The organism is Arthrobacter sp. E70 (assembly GCF_058266945.1).
Genome location: NZ_JBYQFR010000013.1, coordinates 93877 through 110147, shown reverse-complemented (window position 1 = coordinate 110147; position 16271 = coordinate 93877). Strand labels below are relative to the sequence as shown.

13 protein-coding genes are annotated in these 16271 nt (G+C 55.1%); 8 read left to right on the top strand and 5 right to left on the bottom strand.

Annotation, left to right across the window (positions count from 1 at the left end):
- The 4 genes from AC3IMC_RS16560 to AC3IMC_RS16545 all read left to right on the top strand — a co-directional run.
- A partial coding sequence (locus AC3IMC_RS16560; protein ID WP_490919730.1) for a tyrosine-protein kinase family protein occupies window positions 1–619 on the top strand: 619 nt, incomplete at its 5' end.
- A 79-nt stretch (window positions 620–698) separates the two neighbouring features.
- The gene (locus AC3IMC_RS16555; protein WP_490919729.1) at window positions 699–1853 is read left to right on the top strand and encodes a glycosyltransferase family 4 protein; all 1155 of its coding nucleotides are present in this window, start codon (window positions 699–701) and stop codon (window positions 1851–1853) included.
- A 104-nt stretch (window positions 1854–1957) separates the two neighbouring features.
- Window positions 1958–3289 (top strand): hypothetical protein, encoded by a 1332-nt coding sequence (locus AC3IMC_RS16550; RefSeq protein WP_490919728.1) that lies wholly within the window; start codon window positions 1958–1960, stop codon window positions 3287–3289.
- The gene (locus AC3IMC_RS16545) at window positions 3276–4613 is read left to right on the top strand and encodes a lipopolysaccharide biosynthesis protein (RefSeq protein WP_490919726.1); all 1338 of its coding nucleotides are present in this window, start codon (window positions 3276–3278) and stop codon (window positions 4611–4613) included. Before AC3IMC_RS16550 ends, AC3IMC_RS16545 begins: the two co-directional genes overlap by 14 nt.
- 2149 nt (window positions 4614–6762) lie before the next feature.
- Here the strand turns inward: AC3IMC_RS16545 and AC3IMC_RS16540 are convergent.
- From AC3IMC_RS16540 to AC3IMC_RS16520, 5 genes are all read right to left on the bottom strand, one after another.
- Window positions 6763–7887, bottom strand: a complete 1125-nt coding sequence (locus AC3IMC_RS16540) for a glycosyltransferase (protein WP_490919725.1) — start codon at window positions 7885–7887, stop codon at window positions 6763–6765.
- A 74-nt stretch (window positions 7888–7961) separates the two neighbouring features.
- Window positions 7962–8543, bottom strand: coding sequence for a serine O-acetyltransferase (locus AC3IMC_RS16535; RefSeq protein ID WP_490919724.1), 582 nt, complete (start codon window positions 8541–8543; stop codon window positions 7962–7964).
- A 34-nt stretch (window positions 8544–8577) separates the two neighbouring features.
- Entirely contained in the window at window positions 8578–9405 is an 828-nt protein-coding gene (locus tag AC3IMC_RS16530) for a glycosyltransferase family 2 protein (RefSeq protein WP_490919723.1), read from the bottom strand.
- Window positions 9406–9466: 61 nt separating this feature from the next.
- Window positions 9467–9931, bottom strand: a complete 465-nt coding sequence (locus AC3IMC_RS16525; protein WP_490919738.1) for an acyltransferase — start codon at window positions 9929–9931, stop codon at window positions 9467–9469.
- A gap of 87 nt (window positions 9932–10018) precedes the next feature.
- Window positions 10019–10867: a WecB/TagA/CpsF family glycosyltransferase gene (locus tag AC3IMC_RS16520; protein WP_490919722.1), complete on the bottom strand. Its 849-nt coding sequence runs from the start codon at window positions 10865–10867 to the stop codon at window positions 10019–10021.
- Between the two features lie 353 nt (window positions 10868–11220).
- Between AC3IMC_RS16520 and gmd the strand changes: the two genes are divergently transcribed.
- Genes gmd through AC3IMC_RS16500 form a run of 4 tightly spaced genes read left to right on the top strand, consistent with a single transcriptional unit; the run spans window position 11221 to window position 16069 of the window.
- The gene (gene gmd / locus AC3IMC_RS16515; protein WP_490919721.1) at window positions 11221–12249 is read left to right on the top strand and encodes a GDP-mannose 4,6-dehydratase; all 1029 of its coding nucleotides are present in this window, start codon (window positions 11221–11223) and stop codon (window positions 12247–12249) included.
- Complete coding sequence (locus AC3IMC_RS16510; protein ID WP_490919720.1) at window positions 12249–13226, top strand: GDP-L-fucose synthase family protein; 978 nt, start codon at window positions 12249–12251, stop codon at window positions 13224–13226. Before gmd ends, AC3IMC_RS16510 begins: the two co-directional genes overlap by 1 nt.
- A complete protein-coding gene (locus AC3IMC_RS16505) occupies window positions 13190–14713 on the top strand; it encodes a sugar transferase (RefSeq protein ID WP_490919719.1) in 1524 nt (507 codons plus the stop codon). The genes AC3IMC_RS16510 and AC3IMC_RS16505 overlap by 37 nt, the downstream gene beginning before the upstream one ends.
- A 42-nt stretch (window positions 14714–14755) precedes the next feature.
- Window positions 14756–16069, top strand: coding sequence for a UDP-glucose dehydrogenase family protein (locus AC3IMC_RS16500; RefSeq protein WP_490919718.1), 1314 nt, complete (start codon window positions 14756–14758; stop codon window positions 16067–16069).
- Window positions 16070–16271 lie beyond the last annotated feature (202 nt).

The following is a 16271-nucleotide window of genomic DNA, read 5'->3' as shown; positions in this document are numbered from 1 at the left end:
CCTACGCCGCCCAATGATTAGCGAGTACCTAGGGCTGGACCGCACTGCCGGACTAACTACGGCTCTAGTGGGGCAAGCGGACGTTGATGACCTTCTCCAACATTGGGGGGAAGACGGTCTTTATGTCCTGACATCGGGGCAGATCCCCCCAAACCCGAGCGAGCTTCTGGGCTCTGCACAAATGAAGGTCCTATTGGAACGCCTCGAACTCGCATTCGACATTGTTATCGTTGACGCGCCGCCGCTGCTTCCTGTTACGGATGCCGCCGTACTCTCGCAAAGCGTAGGTGGAGTTGTTCTGGTTGTAGGCACTCAAAAGCTGAAGCAGCGCGATCTTGAAAAATCCCTATCCGCGCTACAACTGGTGGACGCAAACGTCCTCGGCGTGGTCTTGAATCGCGTGCCCGCAAAAGGACCGGATGCCTACGCGTACGGCTACGGATATGACGCCATCGAACCTGAGTCTAAAAGAAAAGACCGATGGAAGAACCAGGGCAAAGAGAGTATTCTGCAGCGGCGCTCAGAGCATGGTCCGCTAACAGTTCCGACCGCTCGCGAAACCGAAACGGATGCGCAGGAACGGCCCCCGCGAGTCTTCCCCATCCCCGAGAACCGCTGAAACTTTTAGGCATTCCACTTGGGATTGGGCGGACCACTTATAGTTTCCCGCTAAAGACCCTAGGCTATAGGCGAGTAAAATGAACCCTGCTTTTAATACATACCGGCGCAAAGTTGTCATTGTGGAGCATTTTGATCCTGAGCATTTAACGCCCGGCGGAATCGATTCGATTATTCATGATTTAGTGAAGTACTCGACTGGTATCGATTTCTCTATCGTAGGAATAACCACCCAAGATGTATCGATGGTAGGCAAATGGCAAGAAATCGATTTTGCCGGGCGCAGAGTGGCCTACCTACCTGTTGCGCAACTCGATCGTTTTCAGGCCACGGGTTTGAAGGCAAAACTGCCACACTCCATGATTCTTGCAACTGGTCTCATCCGTTTTCGGCACATGCTGCCTTTGGGCGATTATCATACTCACCGCGTTGAAACCGGGATGCTGATCGCTCTCATCCATCGCGGTAAGCTCATCCAATTTATCCACAACGACTCGGAAGGTCTGCTCAGCAAGGGATCTGACTCGGTCTGGAGACGGTTCCGCTTCGCCTATCGGATGATCGAAGGACTTGTGTCGCGCGTGGCTGCCCGCATGGTTCTTTTCAATGTCTCCGACAGTGAAAGACTCCGCAGCCAAAGAAGCGATCTTATTGTCAGCCGCACGTGGTTCGACACAGAAATATTCGCGTCATCTGAGAGGACTCCAAAGGGCCCAGGAGACGACATTCGAATATGCTGGGTGGGGCGGCTCGACCATCAAAAGGATCCGATACTCGCACTCGACACAATCTTAGCCCTCAAGTCTCTTAACCGTCGTCCATACCTGACGATGATAGGGGATGGCGCACTTAGAGGTAGCGTCCACCAGAAACTGCAAAGCCTCCATCTGACACAAGATGTTGAAATCACTGGTGCCCTTTCTAGGCTGGAAGTGGCGCAAGCAATGGCTTCCGCGGACGTCTTCTTAATGACATCAAGATATGAGGGTTCTCCGGTGGTGCTACTCGAAGCCGGCGCATCCGGGCTCCCAGTCGTGGCCACCGAAGAGTCGGACCCCGATTGCCACCTTGTTAAGGGAATGAACGGCGAACGAGTCGCTAACCGAGACGCTGGCGAACTAGCAGCGGCAATACTGCGGGCCGAGAATCTCTCCTCTGACTTGTGCCGAGAATCTGTCGCGGACAGATCTGGCAGGGCAAGCGTACCGGCCCTCCTCGCTGCCATTGAGCGGTGATTTGTGAGTCTTTTCCAGAGCCTGCGGTCACCCGGACACAAACTATGGGCCATCGCGACCATGATCGTATCCGGGTCGACCGCACCCTCGCCTAGGGGCATCTAATGCAGCGGAGCAGCAAAGAGGGCGCAATTCTTAGAACTGGCGATGCTCATGGAGCTAGAGTCGAGTTGAGGTCTTCCGCGACGCGCTTGGAACGAGCAGTAGCGTACCTGATCGTAGTTTCAAGCCAGATCCCGATAGGAAGTAGTCAATTCCTGAGGCTGTCTCTGATCATCATCATTCCACTCTTACCCGTATTTCTAACGGCGTGGTGCCGCGAGAAAAGGGAAAGACGCATTCTGGCCTTGGCGGTTCTTTCCATCGTCTCCGGTTTACTACTCGCTTTGAGGAACGTTGGTCAGTCTAGGGGCTGGGATGCTTGGGCGGCATTTTCAGAATCAGTCTTACCACTAGTCCTGGTGGTAGCTGCGGCCGGACTGGCTTGGTCCTGCAAGGTTCTTGGAATAAAAAAGTTCATCATACTTTGGGCGATCTTTGCAGCCCTCTTCGCGCCCCTAATGGGCGGCCGCTTTTTTGAGAATCCCTGGAAGTTTGGCCTCGCGCTCCCGCTCTCGGTGCTTGTAATTGTCCTCGCCGGCCAGAAATCCTCGCGAATGGTAACCGTGGCCATAATAGGACTTATGGGAATTAGTGCCTCGCTCTCATTTCGCTCATGGCTCCTCGTGCTCGGTTTGGCACTTCTCATCAACCTCTTCCAGTCATCTTCTGCAAGGGACCCAAGGAAAAAGACACGCTGGCAAAAGATTGGTCTCGTAGCAGCGCTTGCAATAGCCACTGTTGTCGGTGGGAATGTAATGTCCGATCTTGCAGTTAGGGGCTACTTGGGTACGTATGCCCAAACGCGAACCCAACAATCAATCGACGTTTCCGGGAATCCTTTCATCGGGAGTCGAGCGGAGTGGGGTGGCGCTATCGCACTAGCACAGTCTGAACCATTGGGGATCGGGGCTGGTGTCACCCCTTCAAGCACCGACTGGGCAACGACGATTAATTCGCTGACCCTCTCTGAGGGGCTGAAAGACCGGAGCAATGTAGCGGACAGCTTCCGGGCCGGACGGATTGAGTTTCATTCCACATTATGGAACTACTGGAGCTATTTTGGGATGGCGGGCATGATGCTCGCTTTGGCTTCGATAATTTTTCTTGGAAGGGCGACACTGGCTATCCAGATGTCCACATTCCGTCGCACCGGGCTGCCGATTGGTGCGCTGGCGCTCTTATTCACTGGAGCTATATGGGACATCCTCTTCAGCCCCGTCAACAGCTGGACGCTTGCGATAGCCCTCGTTCTCGCCTTAAACGTCCTGAGAGACGAAGTCAACGTCTCCCCCGTTGCTCCGTTGCGAAAGATTTATCCACGTGACACGTTCTGAGGCTCTGAACGAGAAAGACATTCCGCGTCGGCAGCGGGGGTTTGCAGACGTGACTGGCTCTACTGCTGCCCGCGCCATTGCAATGCCAGTTTCTGCATTGGCCGTGTTGTACTCATCTACGCTTATTACTCAACAAAAAGGCGTTGAAGGCTTTGCGTTGTTCTCGATATTTGTGGCCTTACCATACATGATTCCTGTCTCGGATTTTGGTATTTCCGTTTCTGTAACGGATACACTCGCGGCCAAGGGGAAGACCAGCCCTGAATTCAGCTTTGTCTGGCGAAGGACCCTAGGTATCCTTTTTTTGATATCCCTAACTACAATCGCTGCCGCTGTCGCATTGGCGCTCGGAGGATACTGGTCCCAAATCCTCGGCTTACCGCAAAGTCCGGATACAGAACTCGCCGGCCTACTAATGATGATCATCATGGCCATCGGCATCCCGCTTGGGGCCGGACAGCGAGTCCTCCTCGGCCTGGGCAGCCAAACAAAAGCGACCTTACTTACTTCATCATCTGGTTGCATTTCTCTTGGGTTGGTTTGGCTATGCCTTTCAGCGAATCCCTCCGGTTACGCGGCTCTTGCTGCAGCATATGGCGCAGGTCCTCTGTTGATGCAGCTCCTCGTATTTCTCCTTGCACTAAAAATGCTGGGCAGAGGACCGTGGCGCAAACCCGCGGGTGACGGCTCGGCTGCCCGTGTCAGGGTTGTGCATTTGGCAGTCCCGATGGCTGTTCTTTCAATTGCCCTCCCTCTGACTTACCAGACGGATAGAGCACTGCTTGCTCACTTTTCCGACCTCATACAAGTGGCTAATTACTCCTATGTCAGCATGTACTATATGCCGCTGCTGTCGATCATTACCGTTGGAAGCCAGGCGCTGTGGCCTCTCTTTATGCGGAACTTACAAAACCCGCGCCGCCTGCGCAGACAATTCTGGAAGGCTGATAGATTGTTTTTTGCACTATCAGCAGGAATGACAGCAGGGCTTATTCTCCTCGGCCCAACGGTCACGCGTATTGTAAGCAATGGAGCGGGAACGGCGCCTCTATCCCTCTACATAGCGTTCGGAGCCCTACTCATACTTTTTGGCCTAAATGCGTCATCAGGGATGCTTCTAATGGACTATACAGGTCGCCGACTACAAGCCTTCGGCGCAATATTGATGCTCGCTCTTAAGATTCCCTTGAGTTTGTATCTAATACCTCTAATTGGCGCCACGGGTTCGGTAGTGGCAACATTACTTCCACTGTTTGCTTGCATGATCGTTCCGACACGAATTTCGGCCCTGAAGCGGATAAGGAAACAGGTGCAAATACAATGACGTTTCTTCTCAAGATGATCCGGGCTGATTATGCGCGAATCCAGCCTGGACGAAAATTTTCTCTTTTACGGGCACTAGATTGCGCTTTGACAAACCCCGGCATGCTGGCTGTCAGTATCTACCGGATTCAATGCCTATTCTTCGCGCGGGGCTCGCGTCGGCTTTCGGGGGTGCTACGAGTTGCAAACAACGCCCTAACCGGGGCGGATTTACTCCCCGGGTCAACCATCGGACCCGGCCTGCTACTGCCGCATCCCAATGGCGTAGTTGTGGGTCACGGAGTGGTGATGGGGAGCGATTGTACGATCCTACAAGGAGTCACCATCGGGGAAAAGCACGCGGACGGCAGACCTCCACACGACTATCCAGTCGTCGGAAATTGGGTTGTCATAGGGGCCGGGTCCATAGTCCTAGGAAAAGTGACCGTTGGTGATTCTGCTAGCATCGCTGCGAACGCAGTGGTATTGAATGACGTCGCGCCTGGTTCAGTTGTTGCAGGAAGCCCAGCTAAGACTATCCGTAATGGTAAGTTTTAGGACGCCGCGATATCGAAATGCGGAGTCGCTGCGTTGACTATTGGCTCTCCATTCCGAATAATCGGCGAACGGCCTCATACCTGTCCCCCGGAGTCCTCCTAAGTACAGAAATAGATTTGCGGAACCCTTCGCACCTTCGAAAACAAATTTCTCAGAGATTTTCACTCCGCCGCTGAGGAGCCTACCCATGCACCGTCGACACGGGTTCTGTCGATCACAGTTGAAAATTTAGCCGTTATATCGCCCGAAATCTGCGTCACCCGTGCCAAACAATTGGGGATGATCAGAGTGGAGGATTCAGCGTCTATTCGGCGGTTACATCTGGCCCAGGGTGAATCAATGAGGTTGATAGCAGAGCAGCTGGGGATCTCCAAGAACACGGCCTCGAAGGCAGTCGGCCCCGAACGTCCGCCAGGTGTGCGGGCAGACCACAACACCGGATCATGCTTATGGAACCGGCCATTCGTGCACTGCTGCTCGAAGACCCATGAATGATGGCGACGGGTGGGCCGGTCAGCGTCCCCGGCATAGTTCCGGGACACCGGTGCTGGGATCCGCCGGGATCAAACGCAGTGCCCTAAATTGCGCATACCTGCCGTGCCGGCAAGCCAGGGTGTTGCCGGTGCGTGTGGTGGTGTCTTCACATCCATCATGGCCCGGATGCCGGACCCAGATGCCATGTTACCTGCTGGTCGGTATGTGCTCGCGGCTGCTCGGATCCTTGGGTGCTGTTCCGCCGATGTGGGACAGACGAAACCGGCATCGGCCGGCGGAACACTGTTCGCCGACGTACTGACATCCCGCGAGCCGAAGAGCAAAGACGTGGTGTAGCGGCCAGCCAGTTCTTGGAGCCATCTTTCCGCTGCGACCGACTTCGCCACTGCAGGACTTCAAAACCCCCGCCCGGCCAGTGGCCCCCGAAGGCCAACACCCGACTCTCGGACGGATCTGCGCCCTCTCAAACCTGCTCGCTGCAGACAAAAGCGGCCATGCTGGCGCTCACACAGCTGCCATCAGTCACAGGTTTCACCGCCGGCGCCACCACCCGCAGGACTGCTACGTCCAGCTGGGCTCCAACGATCGCTCAGTCCACCCACAGGCCATCGGCCGGTTTTGTTGATGACACCGTAGTGCCTGACAAGTGGCACGATCGAATCTGGACTGCCGATCCTTCGATACCACGCCCGCGCGCCCGGTGCAGTGGCTCCAGCATCACTGACTCTGACCAAATCGACCCCGCTGGGAGGTTGAAGAAGGCCCTTCCAAACCCCTCAACCGGGTGGGCGAAACAACCGGCCCCGGGACCTGCTGGACTCCGACCGGGCGCTTAGTCTTGTCTTGGATGATGAGCCGGTCGCGAATGCCAGCGCTAAGGAAACAATTGGCCAGATCGACTGCTTCTTCTGGGAGATAAAAGCACTACGGCTCCAGGAGGCAGCAACCCACGTCGCTGACCAGACTGTGAAAGGACGCCGGACCAAAGCCTCTGTCCGTTGTTCACGCGGTTACGGAACCGAGAAACCTCAATCCCCACATCCACTCAAAACAAGGTAAGGCGGTCTTAGCTAGCTCCAGCACTTCCATGACGTAGCCCGGTTCGCAAGGCTATCGAACTATGAAACTACACTTCTTAGATAGTCCCGTAGCGACCTCCCACTATTCTCGGCTGAGAAGCGCTCAAGCCAGCCGTCGTGGGCCTTATCCATTCTCAAAGCTGCCGCTTTGGAGATCGCCGCTGCGTAATCTTCGGGTGCATCTCCCGCGGCAAGCTCCCCTGTAATACCCGGCACCACGGCATCAGCCGAGCCTAGGCATCTGGATGAAACAACACTCGGGATTCCTATTGCCGCTGCTTCCACAAGTACATTCCCGAAGCCTTCTGCAAGAGATGTCAGTAGCACAACCCCAGAACTTGGAGCTGCAGCAAACCAGTCTTCGACCCAGCCGTGGAACTTGATATTTACACCCGCATCCAGGGCTGCACGTTCCACTGCTTCACGCAACGGCCCGTCACCAAAAAAGTGAAGCATAACCTTCGCCTCGGAGTCCTCAGCGACAGAAAGCAATCGAGCGGCCTCCACCGCCACCAGAGGACGCTTTTGGTCTACCAAACGAGCGGGAATGATGATGTTCAGGACACTCGGGTCGTCCTGTAGATCGCTGTCAGCGATGCCAGAACCGAAGGAACTTCTGTCCTCGGTATTCTGCCAGGCCTGGACCTTCGCGGTTGCTGGATTGGGAACGACACGCATCTTTTCACTCTTGATACGGTAAAGAGCGCCCGCTTCTGCTGCTACCGGGTGGGAAATTGCAATATATCCATCAGCTAATGGATAGAGAACCTTCGAGATGGCTCGGGTCAAGCGCACGCTCTTTCCATGCACATAAGGAAAGGGAACTTCAACGTTTCGGCCGCTGATCAACACCTTTGGCCGGCGCCGCAAGATATGACCCATACCGCCCAGAATCGCGAGCAAGTTGAAGTACGGTAAGAGTCCGATCACCACGTCAAAGCGGCTTTTCCGCACTAATCTCCGCATTTCCCTCACATGTGCCACTGGACCATGCCCGTAAAGGTTCACAATTGTTGCTCCTTCAGGACGAATATCGGTGTCTTTCGGATGGGTTAGAGCCACTGTGACGGAGTCACCATTGGACGCCAGCCAAGCTGCCCATTCCCGGGCAACAAATTCGGCGCCGCCACCACTCAAGCTAGGCACGATGATACATATTTTCAACTGCGATTCCTTTTCTTCCGGAGCAGGTAGTGATGTGGTCAGATCAATGGATGAAACCGGTACCCGTGAAAAATCTACTTAGCCCTAGCTGAGCTTTTATAGTTAGGAAACCACACCGGCATTATAGTTGACGAGTCACGCGCAGCGATGACCCGAGCAGGAGAGCCGGCGATAGTAACGCCCGGCGGAAAACTCTTATTCACAACTGAGTTCGCACCTATCACCACACCATCCCCGATAGTGATGTCGCCGTAAATAACTGCACCAGGACCTATGTATACGTAGTCGCCGATCACGGGCACGCCACCATTGGCAACCCCAATATTGGTCGCGGAGTGTATTCGGCAGAACTTTCCTATGCGCGCCTTGGAGTTGACAACAATACTGCCGTAGTGAGCGATAGAGAGTCCCTCGCCAGCAACTCCCGGAGGAAACGAGAGTCCTGTACGCACAGATAGTCGCTGCAGCCTGAACTTCGCAAAGGTAGCTACCAAGCGCGAGAAAATGCCCGGTTTGGAATTCCAGTACTCCACGCGGCGCAACAGGCGTTGATAATACACCTCAGGCTTCCTGAAAGCCGATAATGTTTTCCACTTTCGAATGTCGTGAGCGGCAAGATCCGCTTCCAACAACCTTTGATACTCTGCATAGTTCATTCCGATACCTCTTTAGTAGTCAGGCACGCACATCTCATACGCTCCGCGCCGCATCAATACCTGCACGGGACTTAAATCGGGAACTTGCCCATGCCCGCCCCTCCCAATAATTTGCCATCACCTCGGTAAATACTTTATCTATGGCGGCAGAACGACAGACGGCCAGGTTATTGGCAGTTCTGATCTTGCTGTATCGTCGGGCTACGGCACGGAGGCTACCTTGGGCGTGTGCACCCCCTACGAGGAAGTCCGTTATCGGTCGAGGCCAAACCCTGGGGGCGGACCGTAGCGCGGCCCTTACCCCCAGTTCCTGGTCCGCGGACCAGCCAAATTCTGGGCGAAAGCCCTCAAGTTCCAGCAACAGTTCCCGACTCATAAAGGTGGCAGGATGCGGGACATATGCGAGGCCGAGTTGCACGCGACGCGGTTGGAAAGGGACAAGGTTAAACGAACTCAGCTTTCGACGGTCCGAGTCAATGTAATTGATGCCTCCGTAGCCCCAACTCCACGAGCCATCCATCCATTGCGAAGCTATGTATGTAAGGACGTGGTTGTCGCAGAATGTGTCGCCGCCGTTGAGGAATACAACCAAGTCACCCGTCGCAAGAGTCAATCCCTTATTCATTGCCTCATATAGACCACCGTCAGGTTCGCTGATTTTCTTTGTATCGAAACGAGGCCGGTAGGTATCAAGCCACGCGGGAGTACCATCCTCGGATGCGCCGTCGACAATGACATGTTGAATATCTGCATAGTCTTGACCCTCAACGTTTGCAGTAGTTAGTCGCAAACCATCGAGGTTGTTCCGCACCACGGTTACAACTGATATGACGGGCGCTGGCCGTTTCGTTTTCAAAGTCATTACCTCGTATTCACGTACACAACAAGTGTTGGGATATGGTCGCTGTGGGAGGGCGACAGCGCTAACCCTTTAGGGAAATCTCGGGCAGAAAGCCCTGATCTACGATGGCATTTATCCCATCTTTGTAGGACATGCCATGCATAGATTTTTCAGTAGACCAGCCTGCCACCCGCGTCATCAAAGATTCGTAATCCGTAATTAGCCGAGCAGGGTTTCCCGCTACTACGGAACCTGAAGGAACGGATTTCGTCACGACGGACCCTGCACCAATCACGCATCTGTCGCCGACACGGACACCCGGCATTATTATCGAACCGATGCCAACAAATACCTCAGAACCTATCTGCACTCTTGCGTACCGATAGCGCCTGCCCTCCTTATCCCGATAGAGCCAACCGGACCCATCATGCGTAAGAACACGGACGCCACTGCTGATCGTCACGTTATCGCCAATCGACACTAACCACGGCTCCGACCCAAATAGAAGGCTTAGAATTCGGCAGTTCTTACCCACTTCAACACCCATCCACCTGGCGGCAGCGGCACCCCCACGACGATAGCTTATGAAGCGAGTGATAATGCTTTTTGCTATTGACTTCACTGGTGATACGCCTTAGCTTTTCAAGTGCTTCTGCCGGAAGCGAAGCAATGTGGGTAGTTCATGTCTCAGAACGAGCAAGATAAACCTAAAATTGCCAATTAGATAACGGCGCCACAGCCGCTTGGGCTCCGTGGCAAAACGGTACAGCCATTCGAAGCCGCTGTTCTGCACCCAAACGGGAGCTTCGGCTACCGTTCCCGCAGCAAAGTCGAAAGCGGCACCCACACCGACGCAAACCTTGCCAACCTTGCCCGCGAGCTCGGCAGTCAAGAAGTCCTGCTTCGGCGTACCAATTCCGACCCACACGATGTCAGCTGAGCAGCCTTGGACGGCAGTGACGCATTCAGAGATAAAGTTTTCACTTAGAGGAGCAAAGGGAGGCGCGTAGGTACCAGCTATATGTAAGCCAGGGTATTTAATCGAGAGCGCACGCTCCAGCTGTTCCAGAGTCTCCGCGGTGGCGCCGAGAAAAAAATGCTTCAATCCGCTGTCGCGGCCCCTGTCAAGCGTTGTTTCAAAAAGGCTAGGACCCCGAACTCGGCCTGGACGCGTAGTTTCGGAAGTCGAGCGTCCCGGTATGCATCTCATCACAGCCGCAACTGGAGCTCCGTCAGGGAAGTTGATCCCAGTATCAACTAGAAGCTGACGATACCGGTCATCTGTGCCCGCCAACGCGATGCAATACGAGTTGGCAAGGCGGACCGACAGGACCGGGGCGCCTGTTTTTGCGACGTTCACAAGCCATTTCACAGCATGATCAAGGTTGGATACCGCGAAGGGGACGCCCCCAACATCTATCGTCGAAAGATCTAGTCGCGCGGTATAAGCGCGAGCACCGGCCCCATGTTCGTTTCGCTGCACTACATATCCCCCAATTGCCGAGTTTCGTAGGTTTGTCCCGGCAACTTGATCCAGATTTTACTGTCACCCGCTTTGCGTCTCACCTGGTTGGCAACCCGAGCAGGGCGAAGCAGCCGGTCTTTAGCAAGGGCTCCTCCACTTTACCCTGCTGGGATGCGAGACAACGAGCCGGCACCCCGATTTGTCTACCTGCTGCTCTGCCCTATGACAACCAACGCGTCTTTATTACAAGCTCCAAACAGTATCTGCATGTGCGTCTGCTAGATCCGAGCGGCTATGATGTGCGTATTAACACCGACATTGTCGCGGCCCACTAGGCAACCGCGGCATTTTTTTCGCACCTTGGGGGCACCATGACAAAGCGGGCACTTATCACAGGTATCACGGGACAAGACGGCTCGTACCTTGCCGAACTCCTGCTTCGCAAAGGCTATGAAGTTCACGGGCTTATTCGCCGTGCTTCAACGTTTAATACAGCCAGAGTTGATCACCTTTACGTAGACCCGCATGATCCCCATGCCAATCTTTTTCTTCACTACGGCGACTTAAGTGACGGTGCGCGCCTCGTAACCCTGCTCGCTGATATCAAGCCCGACGAAGTCTACAACTTGGCCGCCCAGTCGCACGTGCGCGTATCTTTTGACGAGCCCGAGCACACAGCTGACACAACCGGAGTGGGGACGATCCGTCTGCTGGAGGCAGTGCGGATGTCTGGAATTGAGACTAAGTTCTACCAGGCCTCTTCCTCAGAGATGTTCGGTGCTACACCTCCACCCCAGAACGAAGAAACCCCGTTCTATCCGCGTTCCCCTTACGGAGCCGCCAAGGTATACAGCTACTGGATCACGAAAAATTACCGTGAGGCCTACGGCATGTTCGCAGTGAACGGCATCCTGTTCAACCACGAGTCTCCTCGGCGCGGCGAGACTTTCGTTACCCGGAAGATCACGCGGGCCGTGGCAGCCATCAAGGCGGGCAAACAGGACCTGCTATACATGGGCAACCTTGATGCGATTCGGGACTGGGGTTACGCGGCCGAGTACGTCGAAGGCATGTGGCGCATGCTGCAAGCAGCCGAGCCAGAAGACTTCGTGCTGGCCACGGGCGGTAACTACACCGTACGTGACTTCCTCGAGATCTCTTTCGAGCATGCCGGCCTTAACTGGGAAGACCATGTTCGCTTTGACGAGCGCTATCTGCGCCCGACAGAGGTCGACGCTCTTGTGGGTGATGCCTCGAAGGCTCAGGAAAAGCTGGGTTGGAAGGCGTCCGTCCATACGCCGGAACTCGCCCGCATTATGGTGGATGCCGACATCGAAGCTCTGAAGCACGCCGGTAATCACTGGATCGACACCGTCAATCTTGAAAGCTGGAAGAACTAGTGTCAGAAGATGTAATAAGTTTCAAGCCTGGAAGGCTCGAAAGAACTGCCAGCTTTTATGTCGCCGGGCATCGGGGACTCGTCGGCTCCGCCATCTGGCGTAAGTTGCATGATGAAGGGTTCACAAACCTGGTCGGCCGCACGTCCTCTGAGCTAGACCTGAAAGACCGGGATGCTGTATTTGAGTTTTTCACGCAAACCCAACCTCGGTATGTGATCCTTGCAGCGGCCAAAGTGGGGGGGATCTTAGCGAATAACACCTACCCGGTAGATTTCCTAAGCGACAACCTTCGCATCCAGCTAAATGTCCTGGATGCGGCACGGCAAGCTGGAGTTGAACGTCTACTGTTCCTGGGCTCGTCGTGTATCTACCCTAAGTACGCAGAGCAGCCCATCCGGGAGGACTCACTACTCACCGGTCATTTGGAACCGACGAATGACGCATATGCCATAGCCAAGATTGCAGGCATTATGCAGGTGCAGGCGGTCCGTCGACAGTACGGCCTGCCCTGGATCTCCGCGATGCCGACCAACCTTTACGGGCCTGGAGATAACTTCTCCGCAGAGGGCTCGCATGTTCTCCCTGCTCTCATCCGACGCTATGATGAGGCCGCCAAGGCAGGCCAAAAATCAGTGACTAACTGGGGAACTGGGTCCCCGATGCGGGAGTTTCTGCATGTGGACGATATGGCTGATGCCTGTCTTCATCTTCTCGAAAACTATGATGGGCCTTCCCAGGTCAATGTGGGAACGGGATCTGACGTCTCCATCAAGGAACTAGCTTCTATTGTCGCGGCTGCTGTTGGTTATTCGGGAGACATTGAATGGGATGCATCCAAACCCGATGGAACCCCGCGAAAGTTGTTGGATGTATCCAAACTAGCTGAGGCCGGATGGAAGTCTTCCATAGGTCTTGAGGAGGGTATCCGCTCCACCGTGCAGTGGTACCGGGCTCATACGGAGAGCGTTCGCCGTTAGCGCTGGAAAGTAGTTCGGTTATCGGAAGCTTTACTCTTTGGGGGACATTGGTGAAAGAGGTGCGCGACTGGCGATCCACATGCAGTCGCCAGCTACGGATTATCGACGCTTTCGTAATCATCTGGGCAGTTGCCGGCGCGTACGTTATCCGCTTCGGCTGGGCAGCGGACTTCGTCATTGCCGGGCAGGAGACCATTTACGTCTGGCTATCCATTGCCCTGGTCGTGGCATGGTGGATCATGCTCGGGGCATGGAACAGCCGTCAAAGCCGTATTCTCGGCGCTGGGCCTGACGAATACAAGCGGGTGGCCGCCGCATCATTGTGGCTGTTTGGTCTGGTCGCGATTGTGTCATACGTCCTGCGACTTGACACTGCCCGGGGCTACGTGGGGGTAGCTTTGCCCGCGGGCCTCTTCGGACTCCTACTTGCGCGATGGTTACTTAGGCAACATCTAAACGTGAACCGGCAAATGGGACAAAGTATGTCCCGTTTGCTGTTGCTCGGAGGCCCGAGCGCAGTAGCGCACTTGGCTCGCTCTCTCCGAACGGCCAAACACGCTGGCTACCTACCTGTTGCGGTTTATACGCCGAATACTTCCGAGTACCTATCCGTAGAACCTGAGTCAGGACTTCCCGTCGTTGGAAACGCTCCCGACGCGAAATCGATAGTGGAGGCAATACAAGCTTGTAATGCTGATGCAGTGGCTGTTTCGGCCGGAGTTCAACTGCACCCACAAACGCTTAGACACCTCGGCTGGGAATTGGCGTCACGAAACGTCGGGTTGATCATGGCCCCGGCGCTTACAGACATAGCGGGGCCACGCATTCATACTCAACAGGTGGCCGGTCTTCCACTGATCCATGTCACCACGCCCACCCTTGAGGGCGGTCAACGAGTAGCAAAGCGCCTCTTCGACGTAGTCGTATCAGCCTCGCTCATCGTAGTTAGCCTGCCCGTTATGGCGCTCGTTGCGGTTCTGATCAAGGTGGACGACAGGGGTCCGGTGTTGTTCAAACAAGATCGCGTGGGCATTGAGGGGGCTCGGTTCCAGATGTTCAAGTTCCGTTCGATGGTCGTCGACGCGGAGGCGAGACTTGGGTCTCTGAAAGAACGCAGCGACGGAAGTGGACTGCTCTTTAAGATGAAGGCTGATCCACGAGTTACATCCATTGGACGCGTCCTCCGCAAGTTTAGTCTTGATGAGCTCCCTCAGCTCTTCAATGTCTTTATGGGCTCAATGAGTCTCGTTGGTCCCCGCCCACCCCTGCCTTCGGAGGTCGAAGCCTACGAGCAGGATGTTAGACGAAGGCTCCTTGTTAAGCCCGGCCTCACCGGTCTTTGGCAGGTGAGCGGCCGGTCTAATCTCTCCTGGCAAGACTCTGTACGTCTTGACCTGTACTACGTTGAGAACTGGTCTATGGCTGGCGACCTTCTTATCCTCATGAAGACCTTCCGTGCCGTTTTCCAGGGTGCCGGAGCTTACTAATTCTCTGGCGGTTGAATCACCGCCTCGGGGAAGGACAAATAAATGCGAATAACGGTTATTGGCTGCGGCTACCTCGGTGCCGTCCATGCTGCCTGTATGGCAAAACTTGGGCACGAAGTAGTTGGTATCGACGTGGACGAAGGTAAAATTGCAGATCTCTCTGCCGCCCGTGCCCCGTTCTTTGAGCCCGGCTTGGAAGACTTACTCAGGGAGGTCCAGAAAACGGGCAGGCTCTCCTTTTCAACTGACATGGTGGCCGCGAAGGGGAGCGCGGTGCACTTTATTTGCGTCGGAACTCCACAGAAGAGGGGCGAAAATGCCGCAGACCTGACTTATATCGATGCGGCTACAACGGCTCTCATCCCCCATCTCTCTCCTGGCGACGTGGTGGTGGGCAAGTCGACTGTCCCAGTTGGCACTGCTTCGAGACTCGCAGGAATTATTGAAGCCGCAGAGCCCGCGGCGCATTTGCTGTGGAACCCGGAGTTCCTTCGCGAAGGGCACGCTGTTGCAGACACACTCAACCCCGACCGACTCGTTTACGGCGTAATCGGAGGTTCCGAGGACCATGCCGGCGTTCAGGTCCTCGATAACGTTTACGCGACGCCGCTGGAGTCTGGAACACCCCGACTGGTCGCAGATCTCCCCACGGCTGAACTAGTCAAGACCGCGGCCAACTCATTTTTGGCGACAAAAATCTCCTTCATCAACGCCATGGCCGAGCTCTGTGATGCTTCCGGCGCCGACGTGACGCTGCTGGCAGATGCAATTGGCCTTGACGACAGAATTGGCCGCAAATTCCTCAACGCTGGAATAGGATTTGGCGGAGGTTGTCTTCCGAAAGACATCCGAGCATTTATGGCGCGCGCTGGCGAGCTCGGAGCGGACCAAGCCTTGACGTTTCTTCGTGAGGTTGATGCCATCAACATGCGGCGCAGGACAAGGGTGGTGGAGTTAGCCCGAGAGCTTTGCGGTGGCTCACTTCTGGGCCAGCGCATCACGGTGCTAGGGGCTGCATTTAAACCTGAAAGCGACGATGTTAGGGACTCGCCCGCCCTAAGCATCGCAGCACAGTTACAACTTCAGGGCGCGGTGGTCACCGTGACGGATCCGGAAGCACTTCCCAACGCCGCTCGTCGTTTCCCCGAGCTACAGTATGAAAAATCGACGGAAGCTGCCCTGAAGCGAGCTGATGCCCTTCTGCTATTGACCGAATGGCGAGAGTACCGGGATTTGGATCCTTACGAGGCAGGAGCACTCGTATCTTCGCCTAAGATACTGGACGGCAGAAATATCTTGGACGCGGCCAAATGGCGTGCTGCTGGATGGACCTACCGTGGATTAGGCCGGCCCTAACGTGGGTGCGTCTACTCCTGGTGAGCGGCAGTCCGTTGAGTCATACACTGATTCGATTCGACGAAGGGACCGGAAAAGGCAGCGAAAGTTGCTAAGAATAGGCCTGCCAATCTTTGTTCTCGTTTTATTTGTCGTAACTGGAGGGGCTTGGTTAGGGCTTAAGGCATCTTTGATCAAGAACGAGCTGGAAGCGGCCGCTGAC

Bases quoted from the DNA above. Each gene is read 5' to 3' on its own strand.
- AC3IMC_RS16555 (WP_490919729.1), top strand. From the start codon at position 699: ATGAACCCTGCTTTTAATACATACCGGCGCAAAGTTGTCATTGTGGAG.
- AC3IMC_RS16550 (WP_490919728.1), top strand. From the start codon at position 1,958: ATGCAGCGGAGCAGCAAAGAGGGCGCAATTCTTAGAACTGGCGATGCT.
- AC3IMC_RS16535 (WP_490919724.1), bottom strand. From the start codon at position 8,543: ATGAACTATGCAGAGTATCAAAGGTTGTTGGAAGCGGATCTTGCCGCT.
- AC3IMC_RS16530 (WP_490919723.1), bottom strand. From the start codon at position 9,405: ATGACTTTGAAAACGAAACGGCCAGCGCCCGTCATATCAGTTGTAACC.
- AC3IMC_RS16525 (WP_490919738.1), bottom strand. From the start codon at position 9,931: ATGGGTGTTGAAGTGGGTAAGAACTGCCGAATTCTAAGCCTTCTATTT.
- gmd (WP_490919721.1), top strand. From the start codon at position 11,221: ATGACAAAGCGGGCACTTATCACAGGTATCACGGGACAAGACGGCTCG.
- AC3IMC_RS16500 (WP_490919718.1), top strand. From the start codon at position 14,756: ATGCGAATAACGGTTATTGGCTGCGGCTACCTCGGTGCCGTCCATGCT.